The organism is Erwinia amylovora (genome assembly GCF_017161565.1).
Lineage (GTDB): Bacteria > Pseudomonadota > Gammaproteobacteria > Enterobacterales > Enterobacteriaceae > Erwinia > Erwinia amylovora.
This window is the reverse complement of the sequence record NZ_CP066796.1, coordinates 892,355-906,662: the sequence shown is the minus strand read 5'-3', so window position 1 is coordinate 906,662 and position 14,308 is coordinate 892,355. Positions and strand designations below refer to the sequence as shown.

General features: G+C 52.2%; 10 protein-coding genes, 4 tRNA genes and 2 pseudogenes. 2 read left to right on the top strand and 14 right to left on the bottom strand.

What is annotated here, in order from left to right:
- Window positions 1-124 precede the first annotated feature (124 nt).
- A pseudogene (ffh, locus tag JGC47_RS04110) lies at window positions 125-1,485 on the bottom strand (signal recognition particle protein).
- Between the two features lie 165 nt (window positions 1,486-1,650).
- Between ffh and JGC47_RS04105 the strand changes: the two are divergent.
- Both JGC47_RS04105 and JGC47_RS04100 read left to right on the top strand, forming a co-directional pair.
- A complete protein-coding gene (locus JGC47_RS04105; RefSeq protein ID WP_004155930.1) occupies window positions 1,651-2,442 on the top strand; it encodes a cytochrome C assembly family protein in 792 nt (263 codons plus the stop codon).
- Between the two features lie 20 nt (window positions 2,443-2,462).
- Window positions 2,463-3,748 (top strand): annotated as a pseudogene (locus JGC47_RS04100) (HlyC/CorC family transporter).
- Between the two features lie 63 nt (window positions 3,749-3,811).
- Here JGC47_RS04100 and luxS read toward each other — a convergent pair.
- From luxS to pncC, 13 genes are all read right to left on the bottom strand, one after another.
- On the bottom strand, window positions 3,812-4,327 hold the full coding sequence (gene luxS / locus JGC47_RS04095; protein WP_004155926.1) for an S-ribosylhomocysteine lyase: 516 nt from the start codon (window positions 4,325-4,327) through the stop codon (window positions 3,812-3,814).
- A 160-nt stretch (window positions 4,328-4,487) separates the two neighbouring features.
- Complete coding sequence (gshA, locus tag JGC47_RS04090; RefSeq protein ID WP_004155920.1) at window positions 4,488-6,047, bottom strand: glutamate--cysteine ligase; 1,560 nt, start codon at window positions 6,045-6,047, stop codon at window positions 4,488-4,490.
- A 72-nt stretch (window positions 6,048-6,119) separates the two neighbouring features.
- Window positions 6,120-6,521 (bottom strand): YqaA family protein, encoded by a 402-nt coding sequence (locus JGC47_RS04085; protein ID WP_004155918.1) that lies wholly within the window; start codon window positions 6,519-6,521, stop codon window positions 6,120-6,122.
- Between the two features lie 23 nt (window positions 6,522-6,544).
- Window positions 6,545-7,111, bottom strand: a complete 567-nt coding sequence (gene yqaB / locus JGC47_RS04080) for a fructose-1-phosphate/6-phosphogluconate phosphatase (protein WP_013036187.1) — start codon at window positions 7,109-7,111, stop codon at window positions 6,545-6,547.
- Between the two features lie 342 nt (window positions 7,112-7,453).
- A tRNA-Arg gene (locus JGC47_RS04075) sits at window positions 7,454-7,530 on the bottom strand.
- 53 nt (window positions 7,531-7,583) lie between these two features.
- Window positions 7,584-7,660: transfer RNA gene (locus JGC47_RS04070), tRNA-Arg, on the bottom strand.
- A 247-nt stretch (window positions 7,661-7,907) separates the two neighbouring features.
- Window positions 7,908-7,984, bottom strand: a tRNA-Arg gene (locus JGC47_RS04065).
- A gap of 4 nt (window positions 7,985-7,988) precedes the next feature.
- Window positions 7,989-8,081: transfer RNA gene (locus JGC47_RS04060), tRNA-Ser, on the bottom strand.
- A 357-nt stretch (window positions 8,082-8,438) separates the two neighbouring features.
- The gene (gene csrA / locus JGC47_RS04055; RefSeq protein WP_004155916.1) at window positions 8,439-8,624 is read right to left on the bottom strand and encodes a carbon storage regulator CsrA; all 186 of its coding nucleotides are present in this window, start codon (window positions 8,622-8,624) and stop codon (window positions 8,439-8,441) included.
- Window positions 8,625-9,053: 429 nt separating this feature from the next.
- Complete coding sequence (alaS, locus tag JGC47_RS04050; RefSeq protein ID WP_004155915.1) at window positions 9,054-11,684, bottom strand: alanine--tRNA ligase; 2,631 nt, start codon at window positions 11,682-11,684, stop codon at window positions 9,054-9,056.
- Between the two features lie 135 nt (window positions 11,685-11,819).
- Window positions 11,820-12,332 (bottom strand): regulatory protein RecX, encoded by a 513-nt coding sequence (locus tag JGC47_RS04045; RefSeq protein WP_004155914.1) that lies wholly within the window; start codon window positions 12,330-12,332, stop codon window positions 11,820-11,822.
- 232 nt (window positions 12,333-12,564) lie between these two features.
- Window positions 12,565-13,632 carry a recombinase RecA gene (gene recA / locus JGC47_RS04040; RefSeq protein ID WP_004155913.1) on the bottom strand — a complete coding sequence of 356 codons (1,068 nt, stop codon included), beginning with the start codon at window positions 13,630-13,632 and terminating at the stop codon, window positions 12,565-12,567.
- A gap of 94 nt (window positions 13,633-13,726) precedes the next feature.
- Window positions 13,727-14,221: a nicotinamide-nucleotide amidase gene (pncC, locus tag JGC47_RS04035; RefSeq protein WP_004155912.1), complete on the bottom strand. Its 495-nt coding sequence runs from the start codon at window positions 14,219-14,221 to the stop codon at window positions 13,727-13,729.
- Between the last annotated feature and the right edge of the window lie 87 nt (window positions 14,222-14,308).

Sequence of the window (14,308 nt, the reverse complement as noted above, 5' to 3'; positions counted from 1 at the left end):
AGTTAATAAAACAACCGGGCCCCATTGAGGGAACGGGGCCCGGGTGCAATATAAAAAGCCCGAAAATTTTACTCATTTTGGCGCAAAAAGCAATCTAATTCGCCAGAGCCATTTTCCGGCCTGCTTAACGGCCTGGGAAACCCGGCGGCATCATACCTTTCATGCCGCGCATCATTTTCGCCATACCGCCTTTTTCATCTTTTTCATCATGCGCTGCATGTCGTCGAACTGCTTCAGCAAGCGGTTAACGTCCTGCACCTGCATACCCGAACCGGCTGCAATGCGGCGCTTGCGCGATCCTTTGATAATCTCCGGCTTTTGGCGCTCTTTACGCGTCATGGAATTGATCATCGCTTCCATGCGCACCAGCACTTTATCGTCCATCTGCGACTTAACGTTATCCGGCAGCTGTCCCATGCCCGGCAGTTTACCCATCAGGCTGGCCATACCGCCCATATTGCGCATCTGCTTAAGCTGGTCGAGGAAGTCATTCAGGTCGAAGCCGTCACCCTTCTTCAGTTTGCTGGCCAGCTTCTCCGCCTGAGCGCGGTCTACCTTACTTTCAATGTCTTCGATCAGCGACAGCATATCGCCCATGCCAAGAATACGCGAGGCAATACGGTCCGGGTAGAACGGTTCCAGCGCCTCGGTTTTCTCACCGACCCCCATAAACTTAATCGGTTTACCGGTAATATGACGAATTGACAGCGCCGCACCGCCCCGGGCATCACCATCCACTTTCGTCAGTACCACCCCAGTCAACGGCAGCGCTTCGTTAAATGCCTTGGCGGTATTGGCCGCATCCTGACCGGTCATGGCATCAACGACAAACAGCGTTTCTACCGGGTTGATCGCGGCATGAACCTGTTTGATCTCGTCCATCATCGCTTCATCAACGTGAAGCCGGCCGGCGGTATCCACCAGCAGCACATCGTAGAATTTCAGCTTCGCCTGCTGTAATGCATTTTTGACGATATCGACCGGCTGCTGAGTCAGATCAGAAGGACAAAAATCTACCCCGACCTGCTCCGCCAGGGTTTCAAGCTGTTTGATTGCCGCCGGGCGATAAACGTCGGCAGAAACCACCAGCACTTTTTTCTTGTGCTTTTCACGCAAGAATTTACCGAGTTTACCAACGCTGGTGGTTTTACCCGCCCCCTGCAGGCCCGCCATCAAAATCACCGCCGGAGGCTGTGCCGCCAGGTTCAGAGTGTTATTCTCCTCACCCATTGCCGCCACCAGTTCGTTTTTCACAATTTTGACGAACTCCTGACCCGGCGTCAGGCTTTTGTTCACTTCCTGACCAACGGCGCGCTCTTTTACACGACCGATAAAGTCACGCACTACCGGCAGCGCAACGTCTGCTTCCAGTAGCGCCATGCGCACTTCGCGCAGCGTGTCTTTAATGTTGTCTTCTGTCAGCCGTCCACGGCCGCTGATATTGCGCAGGGTTTGCGATAGTCTATCGGTTAAATTATCAAACATCGTCTCTCGCTCAACGTAATGAGAGGCCGCCGTGGCGACACAATTGAAGCGATTATAACATGATCCCGCTGGGATCTCAGCCATATGCGATGAGATCGTTTGGAGCCAGCCGTTGCTGACGCTATACTGATTTTTTCCCTATCCGGTCGGTATCTGACGAAAGCTATGTCCGTAATTGCGATTCTGGCGCTATTTGCCTACTCATTCAGCCTTGCCCTGATCATTCCCAGCCTGCTGCGCAAAAACAGCACATGGCGGCGTCTGGCGGTGCTCTCCGCCGTCGTTGCCCTGGTGTGCCATGCCGTGGCGTTGGAACAGCGTATTTTTGTTCTGAATGGCGGACAAAACCTTAGCCTGCTGAATATTGCTTCACTGGTGAGCCTGCTTATCTGTTTTATAATGACCATTGTCGCCTCTCGTAACCGTGGCTGGATCCTGCTGCCAGTAGTGTACAGCTTTGCGCTGATCAACCTGGCGTTCGCCACCTTTGTTCCCAATGCCTTCATTACCCATCTGGAAACCACACCGGGGATGATGGTGCATATTGGCCTGGCGCTGTTTGCTTATGCCACCTTAATTATTGCCGCGCTGTACGCGTTACAGCTCGCCTGGATTGACTGGTTGCTGAAAAATAAGAAGCTGGCATTTAATACCGATATTCCTCCACTGATGACTATCGAACGCAAGATGTTCCACATTACTCAGATTGGCGTTGTGCTGCTTACGCTGGTGCTGTGCACCGGATTATTCTTTATGCACGACCTGTTCAGCCGCGAAAATATTGATAAAGCGGTGCTGTCAATCGCTGCATGGTTCCTTTATATCCTGCTGCTTTGGGGCCACTACCATGAGGGCTGGCGCGGCAGGCGCGTGGTGTGGTTCAACTGCGGCGGCGCATTTTTACTCACTATGTCCTACTTCGGTAGCCGCCTGCTACAGCACCTTTTGACCTCCTGATTTAGCCACAAGGACCCCTCTTGGAACATGTTTCAACCACTGCCCTGATTATTACGTTGGTCGTTATGATTCTGGTATCAGCGTACTTTTCCGGCTCCGAAACCGGCATGATGACGCTTAACCGTTACAAGCTGCGTCATCAGGCTAAGAACGGCAACCGCGCCGCACGCCGCGTTGAGAAACTTCTGCGCCGTCCTGACCGTCTTATCAGCCTGGTATTGATTGGCAATAATCTGGTGAACATTCTGGCTTCGGCGCTGGCGACGATTGTCGGTATGCGCCTGTACGGTGATGCCGGCGTGGCAATTGCTACTGGCGTATTAACTTTTCTGGTGCTGATTTTCTCTGAAGTACTGCCGAAAACCGTTGCGGCGCTGTATCCGGAAAAGGTCGCCTTTCCCAGTAGCATCCTGCTGGGGCCGCTTCAGGTGGTGATGATGCCGCTGGTATGGCTGCTGAATACGATTACACGCCTGCTGATGCGCATGGTGGGGATCAGCAGTGAGGGTGCTATCAGCGGCGCTTTGAGCAAGGAAGAACTGCGCACCATTGTCTATGAATCACGTTCGTTAATGTCGCGCCGCAACCAGGATATGCTGCTGTCGGTACTGGATCTGGAGAAGGTCAATGTCGATGACATCATGGTACCGCGCAATGAGATCGTCGGTATCAATATTAACGATGACTGGAAATCCATTGTGCGCCAGCTGACTCACTCGCCGCATGGCCGCATCGTGCTGTATCGCGACTCGCTCGACGACACCATCAGTATGCTGCGCGTGCGCGAGGCCTATCGCCTGATGACGGAGAAAAAGAGTTCACCAAAGAGGTGATGCTGCGCGCAGCGGATGAGATCTACTACGTGCCGGAGGGCACCCCGCTGAACGTACAACTGGTGAAGTTCCAGCGCAATAAAGAAAAGGTCGGACTGGTAGTCGATGAATATGGCGACGTAAAAGGCCTGGTCACCATTGAAGATATCCTCGAAGAGATTGTGGGTGATTTCACCACTTCGATGTCGCCCACGCTGGCAGAAGAAGTGATGCCGCAAAACGACGGTTCGGTACTTATCGAAGGCAGCGCCAACATTCGCGAACTGAATAAGGTGTTTAACTGGACACTGCCGGAAGCGGATGCCCGCACCATTAACGGTATGATCCTGGAGGAAATTCAGGATATTCCGTTAGCGGGGGTCACCGTTCATATTTCTCATTACGCGGTAGATATTCTTGATGTTCAGGAGAACATGATTAAGCAGGTGCGCATTACGCCACAAAAACCGCTGAAAGAGTCTATCGGTTCATAGCCCGATTTGCCCCGGTAAAAAAGGCGACCACATTATGGCCGCCTTTTCTCTTCTGGCAACTGACTAAATATGCAGTTCTTTCAGCTTCTCTTTTGGCAGTGCCAGCTCATCGTTGCGGTTAACGCGAATATCCTTTTCGATGATATGACGGGCGATATCCTGCGCTTCATCCAGCGAGTGCATTTCATAAGTACCACACTGATACTCATTCAGCTCGGGGATCTGACGCTGGTCGGCAACTTTCAACACATCACCCATCGCCGCCTTCCACGCCTGGGCCACACGCTGCTCGTCCGGCACGCCAATCAGACTCATGTAAAAACCGGTACGGCATCCCATGGGAGAAATATCGATGATTTCCACACCGTTGCCGTTCAGGTGATCGCGCATAAAGCCAGCAAACAGATGTTCCAGCGTGTGAATGCCGCGCTCAGGCAACACTTCTTTGTTGGGACGACAGAAACGCAAGTCGAAAACCGTGATGGTGTCGCCATGAGGAGTCTGCATAGTCTTGGCTACGCGCACGGCAGGAGCAGCCATGATGGTGTGATCGACGGTAAAGCTATCCAGCAATGGCATATGGTTACCTCAAAAAATTGATTTATTTTTGATGCGATGAAACTTTCTCGATCGCCAGACGTCTCAGTATATGAAAGACGCGTATTTGTTATCATCATCTCATCCCTGACAACAGAGATGTTAATTTAGGCCACAGTGACGTGGCCTTTTTCTTTTGGCGCTAGCTTTTGCTTTGTAAAAAGGCTTCGAAGCTAAGCGTATCACTTTCTTCTGTTTCTTGCTGACTGAACCGCGAACGTTGCGCTTCATCGCTAAAGCGCTGCCCGGTCAACACCTCCAGTGGTTCTGCGCACAGCTGGGCGCGGTATTGCCCGGCCAGTGCCAGCCCGGTCGCTTCGATGCCGTTCTCTTTAAGCATTTGCAGAAAACGCGCGGAACAGGTCAAATCCGGGTCATCAAAGGATGCAATCAGACGGTCACACACTTGCTGATAAAGTTGATTGTCGCCCTGGCTATCCAGCGTTTCCGCAATGCGACGCAGATCGTTAAACAGCATTTTCCCCAAATCAACCAGCGCATACTGTGTTTCACTACAGCCCATAACGAGAGTGAGTCCGGGCTTGCGCCCTTCAGTAATAACCAGATCCCAGTTCTTGCGCGTACAGGCAAGCTCGGCGCTGTTCATCTCCGGCGCATCTGCCAGCGTACACCAGATAAGGAACAGGTCGAGGAAACGCACCTGATCGGCGTCCACACCTGTCGGTGAGAACGGATTGATATCCAGTGAACGCACCTCGATATATTCAATGCCACCGCGTTGTAGCGCGTCGGAGGGCGCTTCTCCCGATCGCGTAACTCGCTTAGGACGGACGGGCGCATACAACTCATTTTCTATCTGGAGCACGTTCGTGTTCAGCTGCAGCCAGTCGCCAGCGCTGTTCTTTACCCCCATCGCGGCAAATTCCTCTGACGGGGTTTTAATCGCCGCTTTCAGACCTGCAATATAGTCTGGCAGGTGGTTGAAAGTCATCTCCAGACTGCTTTGCGACTTATTGGTGTAGCCAAGATCGCTGAGGCGCAGCGAGGTTGCAAACGGCAGTGACAGCAGGCCTTTATCGCTGCGCTCGAACGGCAATGTGCTCTCTTTACCCTGCAGGAAGGATGAACAGACAGCCGGAGAAGCACCGAACAGGTAAGGGATCACCCAACCAAAACGATAGTAATTACGTATCAGTTGCAGATAACCCGCGGAGATCGCCTCTTTACCACTTTCCGCATCTTTTACGCCAGCCCACGCCTGCCAGAAAGAGAGCGGTAGGGAGAAGTTGTAGTGCACGCCGGAGATGATCTGCATCAGCGCGCCATAGCGATTCTTCAGCCCCTGGCGATAAAGCGTTTTCATCTGACCGATGTTTGAAGAGCCATATTGCGCCAGTTCTATATCCTGCTCGGGGTCTACCCTGCACGGCATGCTCATTGGCCACATACGCTCTTCGCCAAGCTCACGGGCGACATGACGGTGGATATCACGTAAAAATGCCAGCAGATGATCGATATCCCGATCGACCGGCGTAATGAATTCCAACAACGCTTCCGCGAAGTCTGTGGTTATCCACTTATGCGTTAAGGCCGAACCAAGGGAAGCCGGGTGAGCGGTGGTTGCCAGGAATCCATCGGGACTGACGCGCAGCGTTTCACGCTCGATACCGCGACCGATGCCTTTCAGTGCGTCAGGATGAGCTTCCAACCATAAAAGGGCCTGAGATAAATCCGGGATCAAATTGACCTCCCGCTGTGAGAAAACTTATTATTGTTAAGCATAATCTTAATCGTAGCGCCGCCTGAAAGCGAATCAATGCCACCATTCCATGCCCTGAAGTGTTGCGGCCGCCAGCAAGATGTAGCGTAAGGTCTTACCGATGGCGAGAAAAATCACCATCGGCAGCCAGGGAAAACGTAGCCATCCGGCAACAACGCATAGCAGATCACCTATAACAGGTAACCAACTGAAAAGCAGTGCAGCCGGCCCCAGACGCCTTAGCCATAGCACGGCTGTACCGTGCCATCGCCCCTGATTTTTTTGCGGTATAAAACGGCCAATAACAATGTTGGTTAAACCTCCCAGGGTATTACCCAGTGCAGCAGTTATCACCAGCGCGCTGACAGAAATCTTGTCTGCCAGCATCAGTCCGACCAGCACTGCTTCCGAACTGCCGGGCAATAACGTGGCGCTGAAGAAACTACTGGTCAACATCGAAACATAAGACAACCACTCACTCACAGTTGTCTGACATCCACCGCATCCATTCCTGCAGCGCGTGCCGCCTGTAAGCCAAAGTCTGCATCCTCGAACACCACACAGCGCGCAGCAGGGACGCCAATTAATTCGGCGCAGCGCAGAAATGTATCAGGTTCGGGCTTATGACGTTTAACATCGTCTGCTCCGACGATAGCATCGAAATAATTGTGCAAACTCAGGTGCTGCAACAGCGCAACTGCCATCGCGTTCTCACTACCGGTCCCTACCGCCATTGGTCGACGTCCCTTGTAAGCTTTCACCACTTCAATAAGTGGCAGTGGCTGTACGGTGTCAAACAGCATGGTTTTCAATAGTCGCGTTTTTTCAGCAGCCAGCTGATGAGGATCGAGATCGCTTTGATTATGGATGAGGATCGCCTGTGCGATCCGCCAGGCCGGAGAGCCACTCAGGCCGACAAGAGCCTTTTCTTCAAAGTCCAGCCCGTATTGCACCAGAACCTGACGCCAGGCGAGGAGGTGAGTTGGCTCAGTGTTGAGAATGGTGCCATCCATATCGAAGATCAAGCCATCGTAGTCATCGTACATTCTTGTGTCCATCATGATAGCGGAGTGATTACTTTAGCTTAAAAGCAGCGTGATTGTCGCTTTGTGAGTGCAGCAGCAACATTTTGATAGTCGTGAAGACGTCAAATCCGATCGGTGCTAAAGAAGAAGTCTGGCAGGGGAATTGATACTCATCACGGGGAGTTACGGGCGCTGCCGTAGAAAAACCATCGGTTTACAACAAGTAAGGCCAGGCATCCTGAAGGATTATTTGGCTACGCATTAACCTGCGGGTGGTTGTAAAAGCAGCGTAATGCCGCAAGGGGCGACCGTGGCGACTTCTGCCTCGTGCCAACGCAAGGATGTCTGTAATGTGACAGAATATGGTGCATCCAGGAGGATTCGAACCTCCGACCGCTCGGTTCGTAGCCGAGTACTCTATCCAGCTGAGCTATGGATGCATTTAAATTTATTGTGAGGGGTAAAGCGCAAAACTGAGGGAGAGACCCAAGAATGGTGCATCCAGGAGGATTCGAACCTCCGACCGCTCGGTTCGTAGCCGAGTACTCTATCCAGCTGAGCTATGGATGCATTTTTAATTCTCGTACAACACAGTGTGCTGCTAACTTACTTTGGTGCGGAAAGTTAATTCCGCATTAATACGACTCAAAGCTGAACAAGCTATAATCAGCTTTAGCAATACGGTGCATCCGGGAGGATGATTCGGCTTTGCCTGTCCCTTTAGGGCTGTTGCTAAAGCAACGTTATCCTCCCTGGCGCTGGCCGTGACGACTTCTCAAGCATGCCAACCCAAGGTTGCTTCCGGTACTGCAAAATATGGTGCATCCAGGAGGATTCGAACCTCCGACCGCTCGGTTCGTAGCCGAGTACTCTATCCAGCTGAGCTATGGATGCAAAATGGCGGTGAGGCGGGGATTCGAACCCCGGATGCAGCTTTTGACCGCATACTCCCTTAGCAGGGGAGCGCCTTCAGCCTCTCGGCCACCTCACCACTAGCACTCTTTCGAGTTGTGCTTCTTAGCGTTCTGACTGCTCATCGGCACTGCGTGGCGCACATATTACTTCCTGGGCGTTGTAAGTCAAACAATTTCTCCCGCTTTTTTTGCCAGTGGTGTTTGATTGCACAAATGCCACGCAATGTGACCATTTTGACGACAAAAAGAGTGATTAATCAACAAAGAATGCCGAAGAGCTACCAACGGCGAGGCTGTGCCTAAACCAGCTTAATGGAAAAACCTGACGGAAAAATGGAAGAATGGGCCAGCTGGAAGAGGAAAGCAGGCAGAGGTGGAGAAGATAAAGCCAGGAACGATAGCGCCTCGCTACAAAGAGCGAGGCGCAGGATGCGTTAGTAACTCGTTTGCTGCGTCTTTTCGGCCTGTATACGCTGATAGATCTCTTCGCGATGCACCGAGACTTCTTTAGGGGCATTCACACCAATACGTACCTGGTTACCTTTGACTCCCAGCACAGTTACAGTCACCTCATCACCGATCATGAGGGTTTCACCAACTCGACGAGTTAGAATAAGCATTCTTTGCTCCTTGAAAGATTAAAAGAGTCGGGTTCACTGCGTCCCGGCATTATCCATCATATAACGCTAAACGCTGGATAAGGCAAATACACTCGTCGTGCACCTGGCTACCAATACATTCCGCTAATATTTAGTTTAGCCGAAAACCACGTCATCAACCCGACTTTATGATTACAGGGGCGCATTGTCGGTAATAAGCACCAGAGCTTTTCCCTCGTTACACCTCTTTGCGATACGTGTTTTTACCACATTATTTGACGCTGCAGGCATCCCGACTGCGTTAAACGCCCCATCACAGGGCCTGGCCACTCTGCCCGGGGCCTGAATCTGCTCCGGGCAGGGTTGAGTTAACCTGAAACACAGTAAGCCATAAGTTCATCGGGCTTAACGACTTTGCCATCTTTCTGTAGCTCAAATTGTTGTGAGAAACTAGGACAGTTTCGCCGCAACCCATGACTCAACGCCGGCCAATGCAGCCGGCAAAGCCATTGCATCCGTACCGCCCGCCTGAGCCATATCAGGGCGGCCACCGCCTTTACCGCCTACTTTTTGAGCAAGTTCACCTACCAGCTCACCCGCTTTGATACGGTCGGTCAGATCCTTCGTTACACCGGTAATCAGAGAGACTTTGCCGTCGGCAACGGTTGCCAGTACAATAATCGCCGAACCAAGCTGATTTTTCAGATCGTCTACCATCGTACGCAGCATTTTCGGCTCTACATCACTCAGTTCGCTAACCAGCAGCTTGGTGCCTTTTACCGCAATGGCTTTACTACTAAGGGATGCACTTTCTTGCGCAGCCTGCTGATCTTTCAACTGCTGTAACTGCTTTTCAAGCGCGCGCGCGTGGTCAATCAGCGCACGAACTTTTTCATTCAGATTGCTGTGATTGGCTTTCACCAGCTGAGCAATATCCACCAGCTGTTCATTCTGGCTATACAGTAACGCCAGCGCACCTTCACCTGTTACCGCTTCGATGCGACGCACACCCGCCGCAGTCCCAGATTCAGAGGTGATACGGAACAGGCCAATATCACCGGTACGGCTGGCATGCGTGCCGCCGCACAGCTCAGTCGAAAAGTCGCCCATGCTCAGAACGCGCACATGGTCATCATACTTCTCGCCAAACAGCGCCATGGCACCGTGAGCTTTAGCCGCTTCCAACTCCATAATATTGGTTTCAATCGGCAAGTTACGGCGGATCTGAGCATTGACGATCTCTTCTACCTGACGCATTTCCTGCGGCGTCATGGCTTCGAACTGCGAGAAATCAAAACGCAGATATGTATCATTGACTAACGAACCTTTCTGCGACACATGTTGGCCCAGCACCTGGCGTAAAGCCGCATGCAGCAGATGGGTTGCCGAGTGGTTGAGACGGATCCGCGCACGACGCGCCTCGTCAACCTGTGCCGCCACGCAATCGCCGACACGCAGCTCGCCAATAGCCAGCTTACCGCTATGACCAATCGCCTGTGCGTATTTCTGAGTGTTGCTGACGATAAAGCTGGCGCTGTTGCCTTGTAGCTTACCGGTGTCACCAACCTGGCCACCTGATTCAGCATAGAACGGCGTGGCATCAAGCACGATAACCCCTTCCTGACCGGCGCTAATCGTGTTAGCAGCCTGCCCGTCAACGAAGATGGCACTAATCGCGGCATTAAGTTGCAACTGCTGGTAACCTTTGAATTCTGATGCCTGATCGATGCGGATCACATTGTTGTAATCGGAGCCAAAACCACTGGCATCACGCGCACGCTGACGCTGTTGCTCCATCGCACGCTCGAATCCTGCTTCATCAATTTTCAGGTTACGCTCACGGCAAACATCTGCGGTCAAGTCGACCGGGAAACCGAAGGTGTCATATAAACGGAATACGGTTTCACCATCCAGCATATCGCCCTGCAGGTTTTCAAGCTCTTCATCAAGCAGTGCCAGACCGCGCTCCAGCGTTTTTGCAAATTGCTCTTCTTCAGTTCTAAGCACCTGTTCAACCTGTGATTGCTGGCTTTTCAGGTCATCACCGGCTGCGCCCATAACGGCAATCAGCGGAGCCACCAGTTTGTAGAAGAAGGTTCCTTCCGCGCCCAGCATGTTGCCATGACGCACCGCACGGCGAATAATACGACGCAATACATAGCCGCGGTTTTCATTGGATGGGATCACACCATCCGCAATAAGGAAAGCGCATGAACGGATGTGGTCGGCAATAACGCGCAGTGATTTGTTACTGAGGTCCGTTGCACCGGTTACCTGTGCCACTGATTGAATCAGCTGGGCGAACAGGTCGATTTCATAGTTGGAATTGACATGCTGCAGCACGGCTGTAATGCGCTCAAGGCCCATCCCGGTATCGACAGAAGGCTTGGGCAGCGGCAACATAGTACCGTCAGCCTGACGGTTAAACTGCATAAAGACGATGTTCCAGATCTCAATGTAACGGTCACCGTCTTCTTCCGGGCTGCCTGGCGGGCCGCCCCAGATATGGTCGCCGTGGTCGAAGAAGATCTCAGAGCATGGGCCGCATGGACCGGTATCGCCCATTTGCCAGAAGTTATCAGAAGCGTAAGCGCTGCCTTTATTGTCGCCGATGCGAATGATGCGTTCACGCGGCACGCCGATCTCTTTTTCCCAGATATTAAAGGCTTCGTCATCGGTCTCGTAAACGGTAACCCATAATTTTTCTTTCGGCAGGCCAAACCATTGGGAACTGGTCAGCAGTTCCCAGGCAAAAGCAATGGCTTCATGCTTGAAGTAATCACCAAAGCTGAAGTTGCCAAGCATCTCGAAGAAGGTGTGATGGCGAGCGGTATAACCTACATTTTCCAGATCGTTGTGTTTACCACCTGCGCGTACGCAACGCTGCGAACTGGCAGCGCGTGTATAGTTGCGCTTATCCTGACCAAGGAATACGTCTTTAAACTGGTTCATCCCGGCATTGGTAAACAGCAGCGTCGGGTCATTGTGAGGAACGAGGGAGCTACTGGCTACAACCTGATGTCCCTTGCTCTGGAAAAAGTCGAGAAACGCTTGACGAATCTCCGCAGTGCTCTTGCTCATATTTGTCCTGAATAACGCTAACGAATATTTCGTGGGTCTTACTACGCCGCTGTTGCTTCGCCTGCAACGACACACGAACAATAAGTGAGGGATAAGATAAATTTTCTTCAGGGGGAAGTAAAATCGGATCGATGGTCAATCATCAAAATTCTCGAAAATTGCCCGAATATCTTCCATAAAGAAGCCTTTAGTCATCAAATAGCGTTGCACTTTAGCTCTTTGCTTCCACTCCACTGGAAAGGGGTGCCCGAATTTGCGTTCGGCCAGCGCAAACGCCTGACTCTGCCAGTCAATTTCGGCGTTGAATAATGCTTCATCAATCAAGCTTTTGACAACGCCCTTCTGCCCCAGCTCCAAACGGATGCGCTGCGGCCCGTAGCCCTTGCAACTTCGCCCTGCGACATAGCGTTCAGCGAAACGCGCATCATCCAGCCAGCCATGCTGAAAGCACCAGCCAACAACCCGATCGAGCTGTTCCGCGCCCGGTGGTTCAGGCTGATTTTCACTTTTGTTGAATCGGGCTGCGCGCTCACAGGATTGGACCAACTTACGGCGGAACTCCGCTTCGCTATGATCGCGCATCGCGAGAATACGCATTGCACGTTCCAGCAGTTTCGCATACTGGGTTCGCTCAGTGGTATCTGACATGGCGGCGTCCACAAATTTAATAAATCAAACAGGAAATTAAGGGTAGCGTTTGGTGTCGATGCATGCGAGTAAAATCGCATAAAAAAGGGAAGGATAAGCTGATGTATCGCTTGTTCGGAGCGGTGAGTTCTTAAATGACGGAAGGAGGCAATCCGGCTGCCTCCTTTCAACAAGCATCATCATGTTATGACGGCAGCATTGAGCGCCCAAAAAAGAGAGACGCTCAAAGGCATCAAAGGATTTCGTTAGCTTCGCTTTCTGCGTCCACTTCGTGCGCAGCCGGGACAAAATCAGGCTTGTCGTCCTGGTTACCCAACAGCATTGCGCGTAGTTTAGCATCGATTTCATTGGCAATAGCTGGGTTTTCCTTCAAGAAGTTGCCCGCGTTAGCTTTACCTTGACCAATTTTGTCGCCGTTATAACTGTACCATGCGCCTGCTTTTTCAATCAGCTTGTGCTTAACGCCCAGGTCGACCAGTTCACCGAAGATGTTAATACCCTCACCGTACAGAATCTGGAATTCAGCCTGCTTGAACGGCGCTGCAACCTTGTTTTTCACCACTTTAACGCGAGTTTCGCTGCCCACCACTTCGTCGCCCTCTTTAATGGCGCCGATACGGCGAATATCCAGACGGACAGAGGCGTAAAACTTCAGCGCATTACCGCCGGTGGTGGTTTCCGGGTTACCGAACATCACACCAATTTTCATACGGATCTGGTTGATAAAGATCAGCAGCGTCCCGGAGTTTTTCAGGTTACCGGCCAGCTTACGCATTGCCTGGCTCATCATACGCGCCGCAAGGCCCATGTGAGAGTCGCCGATTTCCCCCTCGATTTCTGCTTTTGGCGTCAACGCCGCAACGGAGTCAACAATGATCACATCAACAGCGCCAGAACGCGCCAGCGCATCACAGATCTCCAGCGCTTGCTCGCCGGTATCTGGCTGAGAGCACAGTAAATTATCGATGTCCACGCCCAGTTTTTTGGCATAAACCGGGTCCAGCGCGTGCTCGGCATCGATAAACGCACAGGTCTTACCTTTACGCTGTGCGGCGGCAATAACCTGCAAAGTCAGGGTGGTTTTACCTGAAGACTCCGGGCCGTAAATTTCAACGATGCGCCCCATCGGCAGGCCACCTGCACCCAGCGCGATATCCAGCGACAAAGAGCCGGTAGAGATGGTCTCCACGTCCATGGTGCGGTCTTCACCCAGGCGCATGATGGAGCCCTTACCAAACTGCTTTTCAATCTGGCCCAGCGCTGCAGCCAGTGCTTTTTGCTTGTTGTCATCGATAGCCATTTCTACTCCTAATCATGCGGGTAAAGCACACGCGAACGTTGCTTTTTCGGTAAAATATGCACTGATTATACTGTATAATCATACAGTATCAAGCTTAATTTTTGAGAAAATGGTCATGCAACGTTTGCAATGCCCAGCCCGTTGCCTGCCGGCGAACCGCTTCACGGTCGCCGTTAAAACAGCGCACCAGCGTTAACACTTCACCACTGGCTGAGGCGAAACCAAACCACACCGTGCCCACCGGTTTTTCTACGCTGCCGCCGTCCGGTCCGGCAATGCCACTGACCGATATGGCATACTGCACACTGGCTTCTCGCAGTGCTCCCCGGGCCATTTCACTGACCACCTGTTCGCTTACGGCACCGAAATGCGCCAGCGACTGTTCCGTCACGCCAGTCATCTGCTGCTTGGCTTCGTTACTGTAAGTAACGAAACCTCGTTGGAACCAGGCAGAGCTTCCGGCAACATCCGTCAGAACTTTGGCAATCCACCCCCCGGTGCAGGATTCCGCGGTGGCCACGCTCGCGCCACGCGCCAGCAATAGCTGGCCAATTCGCAAGCTCAACTGAGTGAGTTCGTTATCCGTCATGCCACTCTCCTCTTCCCGATTCATTCAGAACGAAAGAGTAGCACTTTTTCGCGCAACAAGGCGCTGACACGGGTGTTTTTGCGGCGT